The organism is Parabacteroides sp. AF17-3 (assembly GCF_003635445.1).
Taxonomy (GTDB): Bacteria; Bacteroidota; Bacteroidia; order Bacteroidales; family Tannerellaceae; genus Parabacteroides; species Parabacteroides goldsteinii.
This window is the reverse complement of the sequence record NZ_QTMM01000009.1, coordinates 34,929-52,119: the sequence shown is the minus strand read 5'-3', so window position 1 is coordinate 52,119 and position 17,191 is coordinate 34,929. Positions and strand designations below refer to the sequence as shown.

Below are 17,191 nucleotides of genomic sequence, written 5' to 3'. Positions count from 1 at the left end.
TTGTTTTCAGGATGTTATTAGAGCTTCACAGCAGCGGGACTGTCCGGGATTTACACCCGATTCCCTTTTAATCCGTATCATCCGAACAGACAACACGAAACCAATTCGGAGGCAAAGCTACAAAAATAAAAGACAAAATCAATATGATAAATACAAGTTTTTTAAACTTTTACGTTCCTGTTTATTTATAAAACTATGACATAAGCAGAAATCCCTGCCAGCCTCACGGTCGACAGGGATTTACCATTCATAATTCTAACAACAAAATCAAATCGTTACAATGGCATATTGCCATGTTTTTTCGGCGGATTGCTCTGGCTTTTGTTCTTTGCCATCTCCAACGCCTGTATCAGCTTGAAACGAGTCTGCCGCGGCATGATAATCTCGTCGATAAATCCTTGCTCGGCAGCCCGGTAAGGATTAGAGAAGTTTTCCGCATATTCTTTCATTGCCTGCTCTTTCTCTTCCCCGGTTGCTTTTCTATATAAGATATTAACAGCCCCTTCTGCTCCCATAACGGCTATCTCCGCCATAGGGTAAGCCAGGTTAACATCGGCACCGGTCGGTTTGCTCGACATAACGATATAAGCACCGCCATAGGCTTTCCGGGTAATCAACGTGATTTTAGGCACGGTCGCTTCCGCATAAGCATAGACGATCTTCGCACCGTGGCGGATAATACCGTCGTGCTCCTGGGTACATCCCGGAAGAAAACCGGGTACATCTTCAAAAGTAACCAGTGGAATATTGAAACAATCGCAAAAACGGATGAAACGAGCCGCCTTATCCGAAGCATCGATATCCAGCACACCTGCCAGGAATGCCGGCTGGTTGGCAACGATACCGACCGTACGTCCGCCTAAACGGGCAAAACCGACTACGATGTTTTTTGCAAAATGCGGCATTACCTCAAAGAAATAGTGATTATCCACCACCGGTTCAATAATATCTTTTATATCATAAGGAATATTCGGATCATCCGGAATCACCTCCTGCAACGATTCTTCTTCGCGGCGGATATCATCCGTACAAGGAACAAGTGGGGCATCTTCCATATTATTGGCCGGAAGAAAACCGAGTAATTCGCGGATACTCATTAATGTTTCTTCTTCCGTATCACACATAAAATGAGTAACACCGCTCTTAGTACTATGTGTATAAGCACCACCCAATTCTTCTTTTCCTACTTCTTCATGGGTAACCGCCTTGACCACGTCCGGACCGGTGATAAACATATGGCTTTTTTCTTTCACCATAAAAATAAAATCGGTCAACGCAGGCGAATAGCAGGCTCCTCCGGCACAAGGTCCGAGGATCGCAGAAATCTGCGGAACCACTCCCGAGGCCATCGTATTCTGATAGAAAATGGAAGCATATCCGGCCAGACTGCTGACCCCTTCCTGAATACGGGCACCACCCGAATCATTCAGGGCAATTACCGGCGCTCCGTTTTTCAATGCCAGTTGTTGCACCTTGACGATCTTCGCGGCATTCGTTCCGCTCAATGTTCCTCCGTAAGCGGTAAAGTCATAAGCATAGACAAACACTTGGCGTCCGTCTATCTTGCCATACCCCGAAACGATCCCGTCACCCGCTATTTTGTTCTTTTCCATACCGAAATTGGTACAACGGTGAACGACAAACTTATCCAGTTCGACAAATGTACCCTTATCCAGTAACATGTCAATACGTTCACGGGCAGTCATACGTCCGGCTTCATGCTGTTTCTCTATGCGTGCCATACCGCCTCCCAATGAAGCTGCCTTATCCAGTTCTTCAAACGTTTTATATAAATGTTCTTTTCCCATTTTAATCCTCTTTGTCTGTTATTATATCCAAAGTCAGAAGGACCTGGTTGCTCGTCACCGAATCCCCTTCTTTTACCTGTACATCGCGTACCGTGCAGGCCGAACTTACCTTATAATTACTCTGCATCTTCATTGCTTCGATCACTACGACAATATCGCCAGGTTCGAGACGGTCGCCTTTCTGAACAGCAACCTTCACCACCTTGCCGGGCATCGGAGAAATAATCTTATTGTCCTGCCGCTCTTCGCTATTCCTGCGCATACGCAAATATTTCACCTGCGTATCAACAATATCCACACCATAAGAGAGGAAATGGGTATTCACCGTATAGTTTTTACCACTTTCTCCGCGGATCAGTTCTGCATTATACGAAACACCGTTGTGCAAAATAGAACAGGCGCCATTTTCGGCCATTACGACATCGACTTCATAAAGGATACCGTCAATAGTCAACCGGACTTTGTTCCCATCTTTACTGACCAACGAAACATCCGCAACTCTTTTTCCAATATGTATTTCCATAAATAATAATTATTCAATAGTGCTAATGTGCCGATTATTAAATACGCAGGACTCCTTTTTGTAATCCGAATTCACGCCAGCGGCTGATCGGACGATTGTCGGAAGCCTGACCGGATCTGTTTTCCTCCAGATTGACCAGATAATCTATATAGGCAGCGATCATAGCTATATTTTCAGTCTCTGTTCCACCCTCTTCTACGGGATGTTGCAATTGTCCGGCATTTTTTTCAATAAAAGAAGTATCATACTTTCCCTGCACAAAGTCGGATGTATCCATAATCCGACGTAAGTAACCGATATTCGTTCTCAACCCGGTAATCTTATACTCATGCAATACCCGCCGCATGCGTTCGATCGCATATTGGCGCGTTGTCGCCCAAACGATCAGTTTTCCGATCATCGGGTCGTAATAAACCGGTATTTCATATCCTTCATACACATAACTGTCTACACGGACACCGATGCCGTTCGGCTCTGTCAATTGTTTAATGACACCGGGAGAAGGCATAAAACCGGCTTCTGTATCTTCTGCACAGATACGGCATTCAATGGCATGTCCGCGCTGGACGATCTCCTCCTGGCGGATATGGAGTGGTTCGTTGTTAGCCACCCGAATCTGTTCTTTTACCAGATCGACGCCTAAAACTTCCTCGGTAATCGGATGCTCCACCTGGAGACGCGTATTCATTTCCAGAAAATAAAAATTCCGATGTTTGTCCACCAAAAACTCAATGGTACCAGCACCGGAATAGTTGACAGCTTTTGCCGCAGCAACAGCCTTTTCACCCATATTTTTTCTTAACTCGGGAGTGATGAACGGAGACGGACTTTCCTCCACGATTTTCTGATTACGGCGTTGAACGGAACATTCACGTTCGCAAAGATGGATTACATTCCCGTGATTGTCACCCAATACCTGAAATTCGATATGATGAGGTTCCTCTACGAATTTCTCCAGATAAACTGTGTCGTCACCAAAAGACGATAACGATTCCGAACGGGCAGAATGATAAGCCTCCACCACATCTTCTTCTTTATAGATCAGTCGCATCCCTTTTCCTCCGCCTCCCATAGAGGCTTTCAGCATAACGGGGAAACCGATTTCCTTACATATCCGAACGGCTTCGGCAGCATCCAGCAACGGTTGTTGCGTTCCCGGAACAACCGGCACACCAGCCTCGATCATCCGCTTACGGGCTGATATCTTATCGCCCATCGCCTCCATCGTCTCAGCAGCCGGGCCAATAAAAATAATATTTTCCTCTTTACATCTGCGGGCAAAAGCTGCATTTTCCGAAAGGAAACCATAACCGGGATGAATGGCATCGGCTTTATGAATTTTTGCCGCTTGGATAATCTTTTCAATATCCAGATAACTATCTTTTGATGCAGCAGGCCCTATCAGGCAGGCCTCATCAGCATAAAGTACATGTCGTGCTGCCCGGTCGGCTTCCGAAAAAACAGCCACAGACTGTATTCCCATCTCCCGGCAGGAATGCATCACACGTACGGCGATCTCGCCACGGTTTGCAATTAATATCTTCCGTATCATATCAATGCTTTAAATGTTTATAACGGGGATTCACCTCACAGGCATAGAAATATTTCTTGATCTCATTCAAACAGGAGTTGCACAAACATCCCGGATAATGGACCTTCACATAAGCAAGCTGGAGTTCATCCAATTTCACAGGCACACAATGACAGGCGGATATATCATCTACCCGACAAACAAAAGAGTCCCCACAACGCGGACAATCTTTCTCCATAAATCTGATAAATTTAGAATAAACAATCATTTCGAACCCGTATCCTAACCCACGAGGATATGAGCCTTTAACGAACGGCAGGTCTTCTGACTGACTCCCATCCTGAAGCCTTCCCGACACATGTCAGTGGCATAAGTTGTTTTCAGAATGTTATTAGAGCTTCACAGCAGCGGGACTGTCCGGGATTTACACCCGATTCCCTTTTAATCTGTATTTCCAGAATCAAAAATACAGAACCATTTCGGTGCAAAACTACAAAAATAAAAGACAAAACAATGATATAAAATAAGTTTTTTATACTTTTGCGCCCCGGTTTAGGTTTATCGCCCGTTTTTCAGCCAGCAAAAAGAAACATTCCGGAATAGAATCCGGTTCATATATAAAAAGTACGACATGAGTAGAAATGAATCTTTGCTACCCGTAGCCAAATTCATCGCAGAGTACTCCGCCCATATGATGGGATGCGGGGTACACACATCCCGGGTAGTCCGGAGTTCCAAACGAATAGGAGAAGCATATGGCGCTGATGTTAAAATCAGCATTTTTCAGAAAAATATTATTCTGACGATCTCCGACAATGATACGAAAGAAACATACAGCGAGGTGATCGATATCCCCGCCCTTCCGATAAGTTTCGAGAAGAACGCCAAACTGAGCGCTCTGAGTTGGGAAACGTATGACAAACATTTGTCGCTGGAAGAATTAAAAGATAAATATGAGGAGATTATCGCCAGCCCGCACATCGATCCGCTTTTCGTTCTGATACTGGTAGGTTTTGCCAATGCCTCTTTCTGCCGCCTGTTCGGGGGAGATATTACTTCGATGGGGATTGTCTTTTCTGCGACTATCACCGGTTTTTTCCTGAAACAACAGATGCAGATACGGAAATTCAATCATTACATAATCTTCGTGGTATCGGCCTTTATTGCATCGCTTTGTGCCTCTACAGCGTTGATATTCGACACGACCTCGGACATTGCACTGGCAACGAGCGTCCTGTTCCTGATACCGGGCGTACCGCTGATCAATGGGGTCATCGATATTGTCGAAGGGTATATACTGACCGGTTTTGCCCGGCTGGTCAATGCACTGATGCTGATTATCTGTATCGCGATCGGGCTTTCTTTCACATTAATGATGGTAAAAAATAATTTGATATGATAGTATTGGATATTCTTTTAGACGGACTTTTTGCAGCCATTGCAGGTATTGGTTTCGGTGCGATTTCCGACCCACCTATGCGGGCGTTTCCTTACATTGCCTTGCTGGCTGCCGTAGGCCATGCCTGCCGATTCTGCCTGATGACTTTCTTTGGTGTGGATATCGCCACCGCCTCCCTGTTCGGGGCATTGGTGATCGGATTCGGTAGTTTGTGGCTGGGAGGCAGGATTTACTGCCCGATGACAGTGCTTTATATCCCGGCTTTATTGCCGATGATCCCAGGCAAATTTGCCTACAACATGGTTTTCTCGCTGATCATGTTCCTCCAGACGATGGACGAACCGGTACAGAAAGCGAAATATATTGAAATGTTCATGTCGAACGGTTTCGTTACCTTCACCGCGATCTTCATGCTGACGGTCGGTGCGACACTGCCGATCTTCCTCCTGCCGGGTAAGGCTTTTTCATTAACACGACGCAAATAAAATCATCAGCATACGAATAACTCTATGGAAATTTTCTGGAAAACGATAGGACTCTACAATACAGCAACCTGGGAATGGCAACTGGGAATTATCCTGATCGGGATAATATTGACCGTCCTGCTGACCCGCAACCCTCAGCCGTGGGTAAAGAACGGAATGAAAATCTATCTGATTGCCGTCTATCTGTGGATATCGGTCATCTATTACTACATCTACTGTGCCGAGCGCAGCTACAACGAAGTGATGGCCTTATTCTGGGCGATCATGGCGATACTATGGGGGTGGGATGCCTTGTCAGGATACACCACTTTCGAACGTACCCGCAAATATGACTGGTTGGCGTACTTCCTGTTTGCCATGCCGTTTATCTATCCGCTGATATCGATGGCACGGGGACTGACTTTCCCGGAAATGACTTCGCCGGTCATGCCTTGTTCGGTCGTTGTTTTCACCATCGGGCTCCTGTTGTTCTTCTCTAAGAATATCAACATGTTCATAGTCCTGTTTCTGACACACTGGTCGCTGATCGGCTTGTCAAAAACATATTACTTCAATATCCCGGAAGATTTCCTGCTGGCCAGTGCTTCCGTCCCGGCGTTATATCTTTTCTTCAAAGAATATTTCGCCAACAACCTGCACACCGGCTCGAAGCCGAATGCGAAATATGTAAACTTATTACTTATCCTGGTCTGCGTTGCCATTGGGATATTACTGACGACAACCATGTTTATTGAATTACTGAAAGACAAATAGCAATCCGAATAAGCAATTATAGATATTTCGTACTATCGACAGACAGGGCGATTGACCGGAATCGCCTCTGTTTTCTCTGTTTTCTCTGTTTTTCTGCATAAACAATTGATACCTTTCACATTATACCCTATTATCACCAAGCAGCCTTTTTGGGGAAACTTTTTATCATCAAAATCTTCAAAGTTTTCCGTTTTCACAAACAACACATATGACTATCAGTTATTTGACATAATTTAACCCGTTAAAAGTTTTCCAAAAAGAAAACTATATAACAATTGAGTATACCTTTGCAGGAGAATAAAAAGTAATACACCAATACAATTATCATGATTCAGACAGTTATCAAAAGGGATGGACGTATCGTCGGATTTAATGAGGAAAAAATAGTAACGGCGATCCGTAAAGCGATGCTGCATACGGAAAATGGAGAAGATTTGCAGTTGATCCGCCAGATCACGGATCATATTTCATTCAAAGGAGAACCGCAAATGACAGTCGAAGCGATTCAGGACGCTGTCGAACTGGAACTAATGAACAGTAGCCGCAAGGATGTGGCTCAGAAATACATTGCCTACCGCAATCAGCGCAGTGTTGCCCGTAAAGCAAAAACCCGCGATATGTTCCTGGAAATCATCAATATCAAGTCGAACGACATTACCCGCGAAAATGCAAATATGAACGCAGATACCCCCGCAGGTATGATGATGAAATTTTCCAGTGAGACAACCAAACCGTTCGTTGACGATTACCTGTTGAGCGAAGAGGTAAAAGAGGCAGTTGCCAACAATTACCTGCATATTCATGATAAAGATTATTACCCGACCAAGAGCCTGACTTGCGTACAGCATCCGCTGGACCGCATCCTTAAATATGGATTCTCGGCCGGACACGGCGAATCGCGCCCCGCCAAACGTATCGAAACGGCAAGTATCTTGGGATGTATCTCTTTAGAAACTGCACAAAATGAGATGCATGGCGGACAGGCGATCCCGGCTTTCGATTTTTACCTGGCACCTTATGTGCGTAACAGCTATATCGAAGAAGTCAAAAATCTGGAAGATCTGAATGGCGTAGACTATTCACACCTTTATAATAAAGAAATAGACGATTATGTAACCCGTCCGCTGGATGGCCTGACCGGAGACAAACGGCTCGTACAGCATGCTATCAATAAAACCGTCAGCCGCGTTCATCAGTCCATGGAAGCTTTCATCCACAATATGAACACGATCCATTCACGCGGTGGTAACCAGGTGGTATTCAGCTCCATCAACTACGGAACGGATACGTCTGCCGAAGGCCGCTGCATTATCCGTGAATTGCTGAAAAGTACATACCGGGGTGTCGGCAACGGTGAAACCGCCATTTTCCCGATCCAGATATGGAAAAAGAAACGGGGCGTAAGTTATCTGCCGGAAGACCGGAACTATGACCTGTATGAACTGGCCTGTAAAGTGACTGCCCGCCGCTTCTTCCCGAACTTCCTGAACCTGGATGCCACATTCAACCAGCATGAAGACTGGAGAGCCGACGATCCCGAACGTTACAAATACGAAGTGGCGACCATGGGATGCCGTACCCGCGTATTCGAAAACCGTTTCGGACCGAAAACATCTATCGGACGCGGCAACCTGTCGTTCTCGACGATCAACATCGTACGTCTGGCAATCGAATGCATGGACATTGAAAATAAAGAAGAGCGGATTGCCCGTTTCTTCGCAAAGCTGGATGAAATGCTGGAAACCACGGCCCTTCAACTTCATGAACGTATGGAATTCCAAAAAACGGCTTATGCCAAACAGTTCCCGCTACTGATGTCCTCTTTATGGCTGGGCAGCGAGAAATTGAAACCGACCGATACAATTGCCCCGGTTATCAACCAGGGCACACTGGGAATCGGATTCATCGGACTGGCAGAATGCCTGGTTGCCCTGACCGGCAAACATCACGGCGAAGACGCAGCCTCACAGGAACTGGGATTACGGATCGTGACTTATATGCGTGACCGTGTAAACCAGTTCTCGGAACGTTATCAGCATAATTACAGTGTACTGGCAACTCCGGCAGAAGGACTTTCCGGTAAGTTTACCGCCAGAGACCGCAAGAAATTCGGACCGTTACCCGGTATTACCGATCGCGATTATTACACGAATTCCAACCATGTCCCGGTATATTACAAATGTAGCGCCCGCCATAAAGCAGAAGTAGAAGCCCCTTACCACGCACTGACAGGCGGCGGCCATATCTTCTATGTGGAAATAGACGGCGACGCCACCCACAACCCGGAAGTGATCATGAAGGTGGTCGACATGATGGATAAATACAATATCGGCTACGGCTCGGTAAACCATAACCGCAACCGCTGTCTGGATTGTGGCTACGAAAACGCAGCAAACCATCTGGACGAATGCCCCAAATGCGGCAGCAAACATCTGGACAAGCTACAACGCATCACCGGCTATCTGGTAGGTACAACCGACCGCTGGAACAATGCCAAGTTAGCGGAGTTGAATGACAGAATTATTCATAATTAGAAAAATACGATGTTATCGATTATTGATATTATAGAAGATACGACTGTAGACGGTCCGGGATTCCGGACCGCTATCTACGCTGCCGGCTGCCCAAACCAGTGTCCGGGTTGCCATAACCCTGAATCGTGGGATATCAATAAGGGCCGACCTGTTCCTACTGAAGAGATACTGGAAAAGGTTCTCGCAGACGATTTTGCAGACGTAACTTTCAGCGGGGGCGACCCGATGTTTCAGCCGGAAGAATTCACCAAGCTGGCACGAGCCATCAAAGAAAAAAGCCGGAAAAACATCTGGTGTTACACCGGATATACATTTGAGAGACTGCTGGAAAACCCGAAACAGGCCGCACTGCTTCAATATGTAGACGTTCTGGTAGACGGCAAATTCAAACAAGCCCTCCACGACGAAAGCCTCCTGTTCCGAGGCAGCAGTAACCAGCGATTGATCGATGTCAAAAAATCACTGAAAGAAAATAAAGTCGTTTTCTATAATTATAACCCGTTTATATAAAAAACAAAACGACAATAGAATAAGACATATACAAACATTATGGCAGATAACAACCCTAAATGAAAACAGACTTATTTTTCATTTAGTCATTCCAGAAAAACCCATTACACATTTATTAACATATAGATTATCTAATAGCTACTTTTTATCTCGTTTTAAACGAATTAAATTTTGTTTTAAACAAATTCGAACTTCGTTTAAAACGAGATAAAATTTTGTTGTAGTAGAAATTGCGCCTTTTTTAGACAAAAAATTTGTTAATTAAGACATCCGCAATACAACTATCAGTACTATTAAAAGAGAAAATTACATGTTTTTAGGCAGTTTTTATTTCCAGAACAACCAAAATTCAACATCCGCAACAAATGGCAATATGTCAACATAACAACAGAAAACATAACAGATTAGCTATAGTTCATAAACAATATGCAGCATTCTGCTAAAGTTAGCACAATAATCAAGACACAACGAGCAAAAGCAACCTCACGAGAGGCTCATAAAAACAAACCAACATTCCCGCCAGCCCGTACAATTCATCCACCCCACACATAAATATCATTTTGATAATCAATAGACAAAAGCTCAAAAGGCAAAAAACTTTCCTAGTCTTTTGCAAATTGCCGTTTGAATGCCAACGGAGAAATATCCCGGTGCTTTTTGAAGAACTTTCCGAACGAAGACTGGTCGGAAAAGTTCAGCATATCTGCAACCTGTTGGATTGTAAGGTCCGGATTACGTAACAAAATCTCGGATTCACGTATCAGCGCCTCGCTAATCCATTGGTTGACTGTTTTTCCACTGAAACTTTTCATAATGCGTGAAAGATATTCGGGAGTAATACATAACTCGCCAGCATAAAAAGAGACGGAATGTTCTGTCCGGCAATGTTTGTTCAGCAACTGGATAAACAGGAACAACAGCAAATCGCGGCTGGGAGGATTCGGACTGACATTTCCGCGGTTGGCCTGGTAAACGATATTATTCATTTCCAGCAGAAAACCGCGAAGTTCATTCATAATAATATCCCGTTGCCAAGCATGTTCCGTACGTTCGATATTCCGTTCGATACGGTGCAGGCATTTTTCCAGCAAGACGCCTTCTTCCTCATTCAGTTTCTGTATCGGGCGGCTATGCCGGGAAGCAATATAGGCAGCGGGCATACGGCGACTGTTCAGCATAATCTCCGAAAACAAATTTCGCTCGATAATCAGGTGGTATCCCCTGAAATCAGGAGAAATACGGAAATCCTTTACCGAATGCATATCCATAATATCCAACAGCAGGTTATCCGACAAATGATAGGTAAAATCATCTATCGTAATATCAATCTCTCCCTGCCGGACCAGAAAAATAGAAAATGCATCCAACCGGATGGAAGCCCCTTCCTTGAATCCCGGATTCTTATGGTCGCCGCCACTAAATTCGACAATAATCAATTTATCCTGATAGGACTTGGAATTCATACCAAAAGAAAGCAAGTCCTCAATAGTTAACTGCAAAACGGATTGTTCCATGAATAATTTTCTATGAACGGCAAAGATAAAAAATATATCTGAAAGCAATCCCGACCATTTTGCTGACGTCAGCAAAATGGTTTCGTGTGATATCCCCTGTTCAATTTTGGAACAACAATATTCAATTTTCAACCACACTTCATTTGAGAAAAAGTCGGACATTTGCACCGGTTATTAGTTAAGGCAGTAAATATCAAAGAGTAACAAACTATTCTCACTTGAATATCACCCTATTGATGTTTTTTATTTTGGAACAATCCGGCTGCCGGGATTATAAATAAAATAAGTACGTAGAAATGAAGAAAAATTTAATTACCAGATGCCTGGGTGGCATCGGGGTAGGGTTCTTATGCCTTGTTGCCAGCTCATGTAAAGAACAGCCGGCCATGATGGTGAACAATGAGTACAAAGTACTAAAAGTGTCTACAACCGACAAAACCCTGAGCAGTCTCTATTCTGCCACTATCCGCGGACGTCAGGACATCGACATCTATCCGCAGGTTTCAGGTTTTATCACTCAATTATGTGTGGAAGAAGGGCAGGCTGTACGCAAAGGACAATTATTGTTTGTAATCGACCAGGTGCCTTATCAGGCGGCTTTACAGACAGCCCAAGCCAATGTGGAAGCCGCAGAAGCAGCGTTAAGCACTGCAAAACTGACGTTAGACAGCAAAAAAGAATTACATGCACAAAATGTAGTCTCCGCTTTCGACCTACAGACTGCCGAAAACTCCTGGCTAAGTGCCAAGGCCCAACTGGCACAGATGAAAGCCCTGGAACTGAATGCCCGCAATAACCTGTCCTATACAGAGGTGAAAAGTCCGTCGAATGGAGTTGTCGGAACACTCCCCTACCGCGTCGGAGCACTGGTCAGCGCCAGTCTGCCTAAGCCGTTGACTACGGTTTCGGACAATTCGGACATGTATGTCTACTTCTCCCTGACGGAAAACCAACTACTGGGACTTACCCGCCAGTACGGCTCCAAACAGAAAGCGCTGGAAATGATGCCGGAAGTGGAATTACAACTGAACGATAAATCCGTTTACCCCGTAAAAGGAAAAGTGGAGACCATCAGCGGTGTAATTGACCGCAGTACGGGAACCGTAAGCCTGCGTGCCGTATTCCCGAATGAAGACGGCATACTTTACAGCGGCAACTCCGGTAACATCATCCTGTCTACCGAGAAATCCGGCAGTATCGTAATTCCGCAGACGGCGACTTTCGAGATACAGGACAAAGTATATGTCTATAAGGTGGTAGACGGCAAAGCAACCTCTGCCCAGGTGAATGTCACCCGTGTAAACGGCGGACAGGAATATATCGTGAACGATGGCTTGAAGCCGGGTGACGTGATTGTTGCCGAAGGCGTAGGTTTGTTGCGTGAAGGAACCCCGATTCAGGTTAAACAATAATTGAAAGAAGGAATATGAAATTAAGAACCTTTATAGAACGCCCGGTACTATCAGCCGTTATCTCTATCGTGATAGTATTCATGGGTATCATCGGATTGACGAGCCTGCCCGTCGAACAATATCCCGATATCGCACCGCCTACCGTCATGGTAAGTACCACTTATTTCGGAGCCAGTGCCGAAACACTTCAAAAGAGTGTGATCGCCCCGCTGGAAGAGGCCATAAACGGTGTTGAAGACATGACTTACATGACATCTACGGCAACCAATGCCGGAACGGTATCCATCATGGTATACTTCAAACAAGGTACCGATCCGGATATGGCAACCGTAAACGTACAGAACCGTGTGTCCAAAGCCACCGGTCAGTTACCCGCAGAAGTGACTCAAGTGGGGGTCACTACAACTAAGCGTCAAACCAGCATGTTGCAGATCTTCTCGATTTATAGCCCGGACGACTCATACGACGAAGGCTTTCTAGCCAACTACCTGAGCATTAACCTGAAACCGGAAATCCTCCGAATCTCAGGTGTCGGCGAACTGATGGTAATGGGTGGAGATTACAGTATGCGTGTCTGGATGAAACCGGACGTGATGGCTCAATATAACCTGATCCCTTCGGATGTGACCGCCGTTCTGGCCGAACAGAATATAGAATCGGCTACCGGTGCATTCGGTGAGAACTCTACGGAGACCTACCAATACACGATGAAGTACAAAGGCCGTCTGATACAGCCGGAAGAATTCGGGGATATCGTGATCCGTTCGACCGAAGACGGTGAAGTACTGAAACTGAAAGATATAGCAGAAATAGAACTGGGACGTGAAAACTACTCTTACATCGGTGAACTGACCGGGCATGTCGGCGTTTCCTGTATGGTATTCCAGACAGCCGGTTCCAACGCGACCGAGGTAAACCAGCAAATCGACGCTTTCCTCGACGAAGCACGCAAAGACCTGCCGAAAGGTGTCGAGATCGTACAGATGATGAGCTCGAACGACTTCCTGTTCGCTTCCATCCACGAGGTGATAAAGACATTGATCGAAGCGATCTTACTGGTTATCCTGGTGGTATACATTTTCCTGCAGGATATCCGTTCGACCCTGATCCCGCTGGTAGGTATCATCGTGTCGCTGATCGGTACATTCGCATTCATGTCGATTGCCGGATTCAGTATCAACCTGATTACTTTGTTTGCACTCGTTCTCGTGATCGGTACGGTGGTCGACGATGCCATCGTCGTCGTCGAGGCGGTACAGGCCCGGTTCGACGTCGGGTATAAATCTTCGTACATGGCCAGTATGGATGCCATGAGCGGGATCAGTGCCGCCATTATCTCTTCTTCACTGGTGTTTATGGCCGTGTTCATTCCGGTATCGTTCATGAGCGGAACGTCAGGTACATTCTATACACAGTTCGGTCTGACGATGGCGGTTGCCGTAGGTATCTCGGCGATCAATGCATTGACATTGAGCCCGGCATTATGCGCACTGATACTGAAACCGTATATCAATGAGGACGGTTCGCAAAAGAATAACTTTGCCTCCCGTTTCCGTAAAGCGTTCAATACTGCTTTCGACGTCCTAATCGCCAAATACAAGAAGGGTGTACTCTTCTTTATCAAACGCAGATGGCTGATGTGGTCGATGCTGGCCTGCTCGGTTGTCCTGTTGTTCTTCCTGATGAAAACGACGAAGACCAGTCTGGTGCCGGACGAAGACCAGGGTGTATTGTTCGTCAACGTTACAACAGCTGCCGGCAACTCACTGGCTACGACCAACGACGTGATGACCAACATCGAGAACCGTATCAAAGACCTGCCGCAGATCAAGGAATATAACAAAGTATCCGGTTACGGACTGATATCCGGACAAGGAAACTCATTCGGTATGTTCATCATCAAACTGAAACCGTGGGATGAACGTACAGATAAGGAAGACCATGTACAATCGGTTATCAACCAGGTGTACGGACGGACTGCCGACATCAAGGATGCAACAGTCTTCGCCATGTCGCCGGGTATGATCCCCGGTTACGGTATGGGTAATGCGCTGGAAATGTATATGCAGGATAAAAAAGGAGGCGATCTGACTGATTTCTTCAATACGACACAACAATATCTGGGAGCCTTGCGCGAACGCCCGGAAATTGCAGCCGCTTATTCAACCTTCTCCATCAACTACCCGCAGTGGGAAGTGACGGTAGATGCAGCTAAATGTAAGCGTGCCGGTATCACTCCGGATGCCGTTCTGAGCACCCTGTCAGGTTATTACGGAGGACAATATGTATCTAACTTCAAGCGCTTCTCGAAAGTGTATAAGGTGATGATACAGGCTTCCCCGGATTATCGTCTGGATGAGTCTTCACTGGATAATACTTTCGTACGTATGGCAAACGGCGAAATGGCGCCGTTAAGCCAGTTCGTGAACCTGACAAAGGTATACGGCGCCGAATCGCTGAGCCGTTTCAATATGTACAACTCGATCGGGGTTAATGCGATGCCGGCGCCGGGATATAGTTCCGGTGATGCCATCAATGCCGTAAAAGAAGTAGCGGCAACCAGCCTGCCGAAAGGCTACGGTTACGACTTTGCCGGTATCACCCGCGAAGAGAACCAGGAAAGCAATACGACAGCCGTGATCTTCGCCATCTGTATCCTGATGATCTACCTGATCCTGAGTGCGCTTTACGAGAGCTTCCTGATCCCGTTTGCCGTGATCCTTTCAGTACCATTCGGCCTGATGGGGAGCTTCCTGTTTGCAAGAATGATGGGGTTGGAGAATAATATTTACCTGCAAACCGGTTTGATTATGCTAATCGGACTTCTGGCAAAGACAGCGATCCTGCTGACCGAATATGCAACCGAACGCCGTGCAGCCGGTATGAGTCTGACTTCGGCCGCGCTGTCTGCCGCCAAAGTTCGCCTGCGTCCGATTCTGATGACGGCGTTGACGATGATTTTCGGTCTGCTCCCGCTAGTTGTAGCGACCGGTGTAGGTGCAAACGGTAACAGTTCGTTGGGAACAGGTGCTGTCGGCGGTATGCTGATCGGAACGCTCGCCCTGCTGTTCGTCGTTCCTTCGCTGTTCATTGTATTCCAGTATTTGCAGGAGAAAGTGCGCCCGATACAGTTCGAACCGACACACGACTGGCAGATTCAGGAAGAAGTAGAAGAAGTAACTGCCGAGCGGAAAGAATATCTCGATAGTAAAAAGAAAGAAAAATAAGCAGATGAAAAATAATATCATTCTATTATCTGTCGTCACCCTCTCGCTACTGAGCGGGTGCGGCATCTACAAATCCTACCAACCGGAAACCTCCGTCCCTGACAACCTCTTCAGGGAGGAGGCGCCGGTTACGGATACGACAAGCATCGGCAATCTCGACTGGCGGGAACTTTTCACAGACCCTCAGTTGCAGGCACTAATTGAGAAAGGGTTGGAAAACAACACCGACCTGCGCACCGCCCACCTGCGGGTACAGGAGGCCGAAGCCGCCCTGATGACGTCGCGCCTGGCTTACCTGCCGGCTCTTAACCTGACTCCGCAGGGTACCATCAGCAGTTTCGACGGTTCGAAAGCCGCCAAAAGTTATCAGCTGGCGGCCTCAGCAAGTTGGGAAATAGATATATTCGGGAGACTGACAAACGCCAAAAGAAGTGCGCAGGCAGCTCTCGAACAAACCAAATCATACAAACAGGCCGTCCGGACACAGCTAATAGCCACTATAGCCAACTCCTACTACACTTTATTATTGCTCGACAAACAACTTGTCATCAGTGAACGGACGGCCTCTCTTTGGAAAGAGAATGTACAAGCCATGCAGGCATTGAAAAAGGCAGGCCTGGCAAACGAAGCCGCCGTCTCGCAGTCAGAAGCGAACAGCCTCAGCGTAGAAGCCTCCCTCCTGACCTTGCGCCAACAGATTAATGAGATGGAGAACAGCCTTTCCAACCTACTCGGAGAAGTACCGCAGCGGGTGGAACGGGGCAACCTGGACCGCCAGGAGTTTCCCGAAACATTGTCGACCGGCGTTCCGCTCGCCCTCCTGGGTAACCGTCCGGACGTACGGCAGGCTGAATACTCGCTGGCACAGGCGTTTTATACAACGAACGGGGCACGGAGCGCTTTCTATCCGAACATCAACCTGAGCGGTGTGGCCGGATGGACCAACAGCGGAGGAGGCATCATCGCGAATCCCGGCGGTCTGTTGTTGCAGGCTATCGGTTCGCTGACGCAGCCGTTATTCAACAAAGGTGCCAACATCGCCCAACTGAAGATTGCGAAAGCGCAGCAGGAAGAAGCCTCACTGGCTTTCCAGCAAAGCATACTGAATGCGGGTAGCGAAGTGAACAACGCCCTGACCCAGTGGCAGACGGCACGCGGACGCATCACACTGGCTGACCGGCAAATCGTTTCCCTGCAAAAGGCCGTAAAAAGCACGCAGTTGCTGATGGACCACGGAAATATCACCTACCTGGAAGTGCTGACTGCCCAACAATCATTGTTGCAGGCCGAACTTTCCCAGGCGGCTGACCGCTTCGACGAAATACAAGGTGTCATCAACCTCTACCATGCTTTGGGAGGAGGACAGGAAGAATAAAAATTCTAGCCTACCTAGAACCTCCTTTCGAGGCAGGCTAGAAAGGGGCTTCCAGGCAAGATAGAAAGTAGTTTCCAGGTTAACAAGAAAGGTGCCGCATCTTTTAGCAGATGCGGCACC

Annotated in this window: 13 protein-coding genes and 2 riboswitches (1 of these 15 running past the window's edge); of the genes, 8 read left to right on the top strand and 5 right to left on the bottom strand. The window is 46.7% G+C overall.

Annotation, left to right across the window (positions count from 1 at the left end; all coding sequences use genetic code 11):
• A riboswitch (cobalamin riboswitch) is annotated at positions 1 to 34 on the bottom strand; it reaches 161 nt to the left of the window's first position.
• Between the two features lie 241 nt (positions 35 to 275).
• Genes DWW91_RS13305 through DWW91_RS13290 form a run of 4 tightly spaced genes read right to left on the bottom strand, consistent with a single transcriptional unit; the run spans position 276 to position 4,100 of the window.
• Positions 276 to 1,808 carry an acyl-CoA carboxylase subunit beta gene (locus DWW91_RS13305; protein ID WP_046145583.1) on the bottom strand — a complete coding sequence of 511 codons (1,533 nt, stop codon included), beginning with the start codon at positions 1,806 to 1,808 and terminating at the stop codon, positions 276 to 278.
• Position 1,809: 1 nt separating this feature from the next.
• Entirely contained in the window at positions 1,810 to 2,331 is a 522-nt protein-coding gene (locus tag DWW91_RS13300; RefSeq protein ID WP_046145584.1) for a biotin/lipoyl-containing protein, read from the bottom strand.
• 37 nt (positions 2,332 to 2,368) lie between these two features.
• Positions 2,369 to 3,883, bottom strand: coding sequence for an acetyl-CoA carboxylase biotin carboxylase subunit (gene accC / locus DWW91_RS13295; RefSeq protein WP_122328003.1), 1,515 nt, complete (start codon positions 3,881 to 3,883; stop codon positions 2,369 to 2,371).
• 1 nt (position 3,884) lies between these two features.
• On the bottom strand, positions 3,885 to 4,100 hold the full coding sequence (locus DWW91_RS13290) for a cysteine-rich CWC family protein (RefSeq protein ID WP_046146438.1): 216 nt from the start codon (positions 4,098 to 4,100) through the stop codon (positions 3,885 to 3,887).
• 58 nt (positions 4,101 to 4,158) lie between these two features.
• A riboswitch (cobalamin riboswitch) is annotated at positions 4,159 to 4,356 on the bottom strand.
• Positions 4,357 to 4,493: 137 nt separating this feature from the next.
• Between DWW91_RS13290 and DWW91_RS13285 the strand changes: the two genes are divergently transcribed.
• From DWW91_RS13285 to nrdG, 5 genes are all read left to right on the top strand, one after another.
• Complete coding sequence (locus DWW91_RS13285; RefSeq protein ID WP_007655662.1) at positions 4,494 to 5,261, top strand: threonine/serine exporter ThrE family protein; 768 nt, start codon at positions 4,494 to 4,496, stop codon at positions 5,259 to 5,261.
• Complete coding sequence (locus tag DWW91_RS13280) at positions 5,258 to 5,746, top strand: threonine/serine exporter family protein (RefSeq protein ID WP_007655663.1); 489 nt, start codon at positions 5,258 to 5,260, stop codon at positions 5,744 to 5,746. The genes DWW91_RS13285 and DWW91_RS13280 overlap by 4 nt, the downstream gene beginning before the upstream one ends.
• A 24-nt stretch (positions 5,747 to 5,770) precedes the next feature.
• A complete protein-coding gene (locus tag DWW91_RS13275) occupies positions 5,771 to 6,499 on the top strand; it encodes a DUF6064 family protein (RefSeq protein WP_122328002.1) in 729 nt (242 codons plus the stop codon).
• 326 nt (positions 6,500 to 6,825) lie between these two features.
• The gene (locus DWW91_RS13270) at positions 6,826 to 9,033 is read left to right on the top strand and encodes an anaerobic ribonucleoside triphosphate reductase (RefSeq protein WP_007655665.1); all 2,208 of its coding nucleotides are present in this window, start codon (positions 6,826 to 6,828) and stop codon (positions 9,031 to 9,033) included.
• A gap of 9 nt (positions 9,034 to 9,042) precedes the next feature.
• Positions 9,043 to 9,543 (top strand): anaerobic ribonucleoside-triphosphate reductase activating protein, encoded by a 501-nt coding sequence (gene nrdG / locus DWW91_RS13265; protein WP_007655666.1) that lies wholly within the window; start codon positions 9,043 to 9,045, stop codon positions 9,541 to 9,543.
• Between the two features lie 602 nt (positions 9,544 to 10,145).
• On the opposite strand, the gene DWW91_RS13260 is transcribed toward nrdG, so the two are convergent.
• Complete coding sequence (locus DWW91_RS13260) at positions 10,146 to 11,057, bottom strand: AraC family transcriptional regulator (RefSeq protein ID WP_228100131.1); 912 nt, start codon at positions 11,055 to 11,057, stop codon at positions 10,146 to 10,148.
• 296 nt (positions 11,058 to 11,353) lie between these two features.
• Here DWW91_RS13260 and DWW91_RS13255 point away from each other — a divergent pair, with 296 nt between their 5' ends.
• Genes DWW91_RS13255 through DWW91_RS13245 form a run of 3 tightly spaced genes read left to right on the top strand, consistent with a single transcriptional unit; the run spans position 11,354 to position 17,071 of the window.
• A complete protein-coding gene (locus DWW91_RS13255; protein WP_122328001.1) occupies positions 11,354 to 12,469 on the top strand; it encodes an efflux RND transporter periplasmic adaptor subunit in 1,116 nt (371 codons plus the stop codon).
• Positions 12,470 to 12,483: 14 nt separating this feature from the next.
• The gene (locus DWW91_RS13250; RefSeq protein WP_122328000.1) at positions 12,484 to 15,696 is read left to right on the top strand and encodes an efflux RND transporter permease subunit; all 3,213 of its coding nucleotides are present in this window, start codon (positions 12,484 to 12,486) and stop codon (positions 15,694 to 15,696) included.
• Between the two features lie 4 nt (positions 15,697 to 15,700).
• Entirely contained in the window at positions 15,701 to 17,071 is a 1,371-nt protein-coding gene (locus DWW91_RS13245) for a TolC family protein (protein WP_122327999.1), read from the top strand.
• Positions 17,072 to 17,191: the final 120 nt, after the last annotated feature.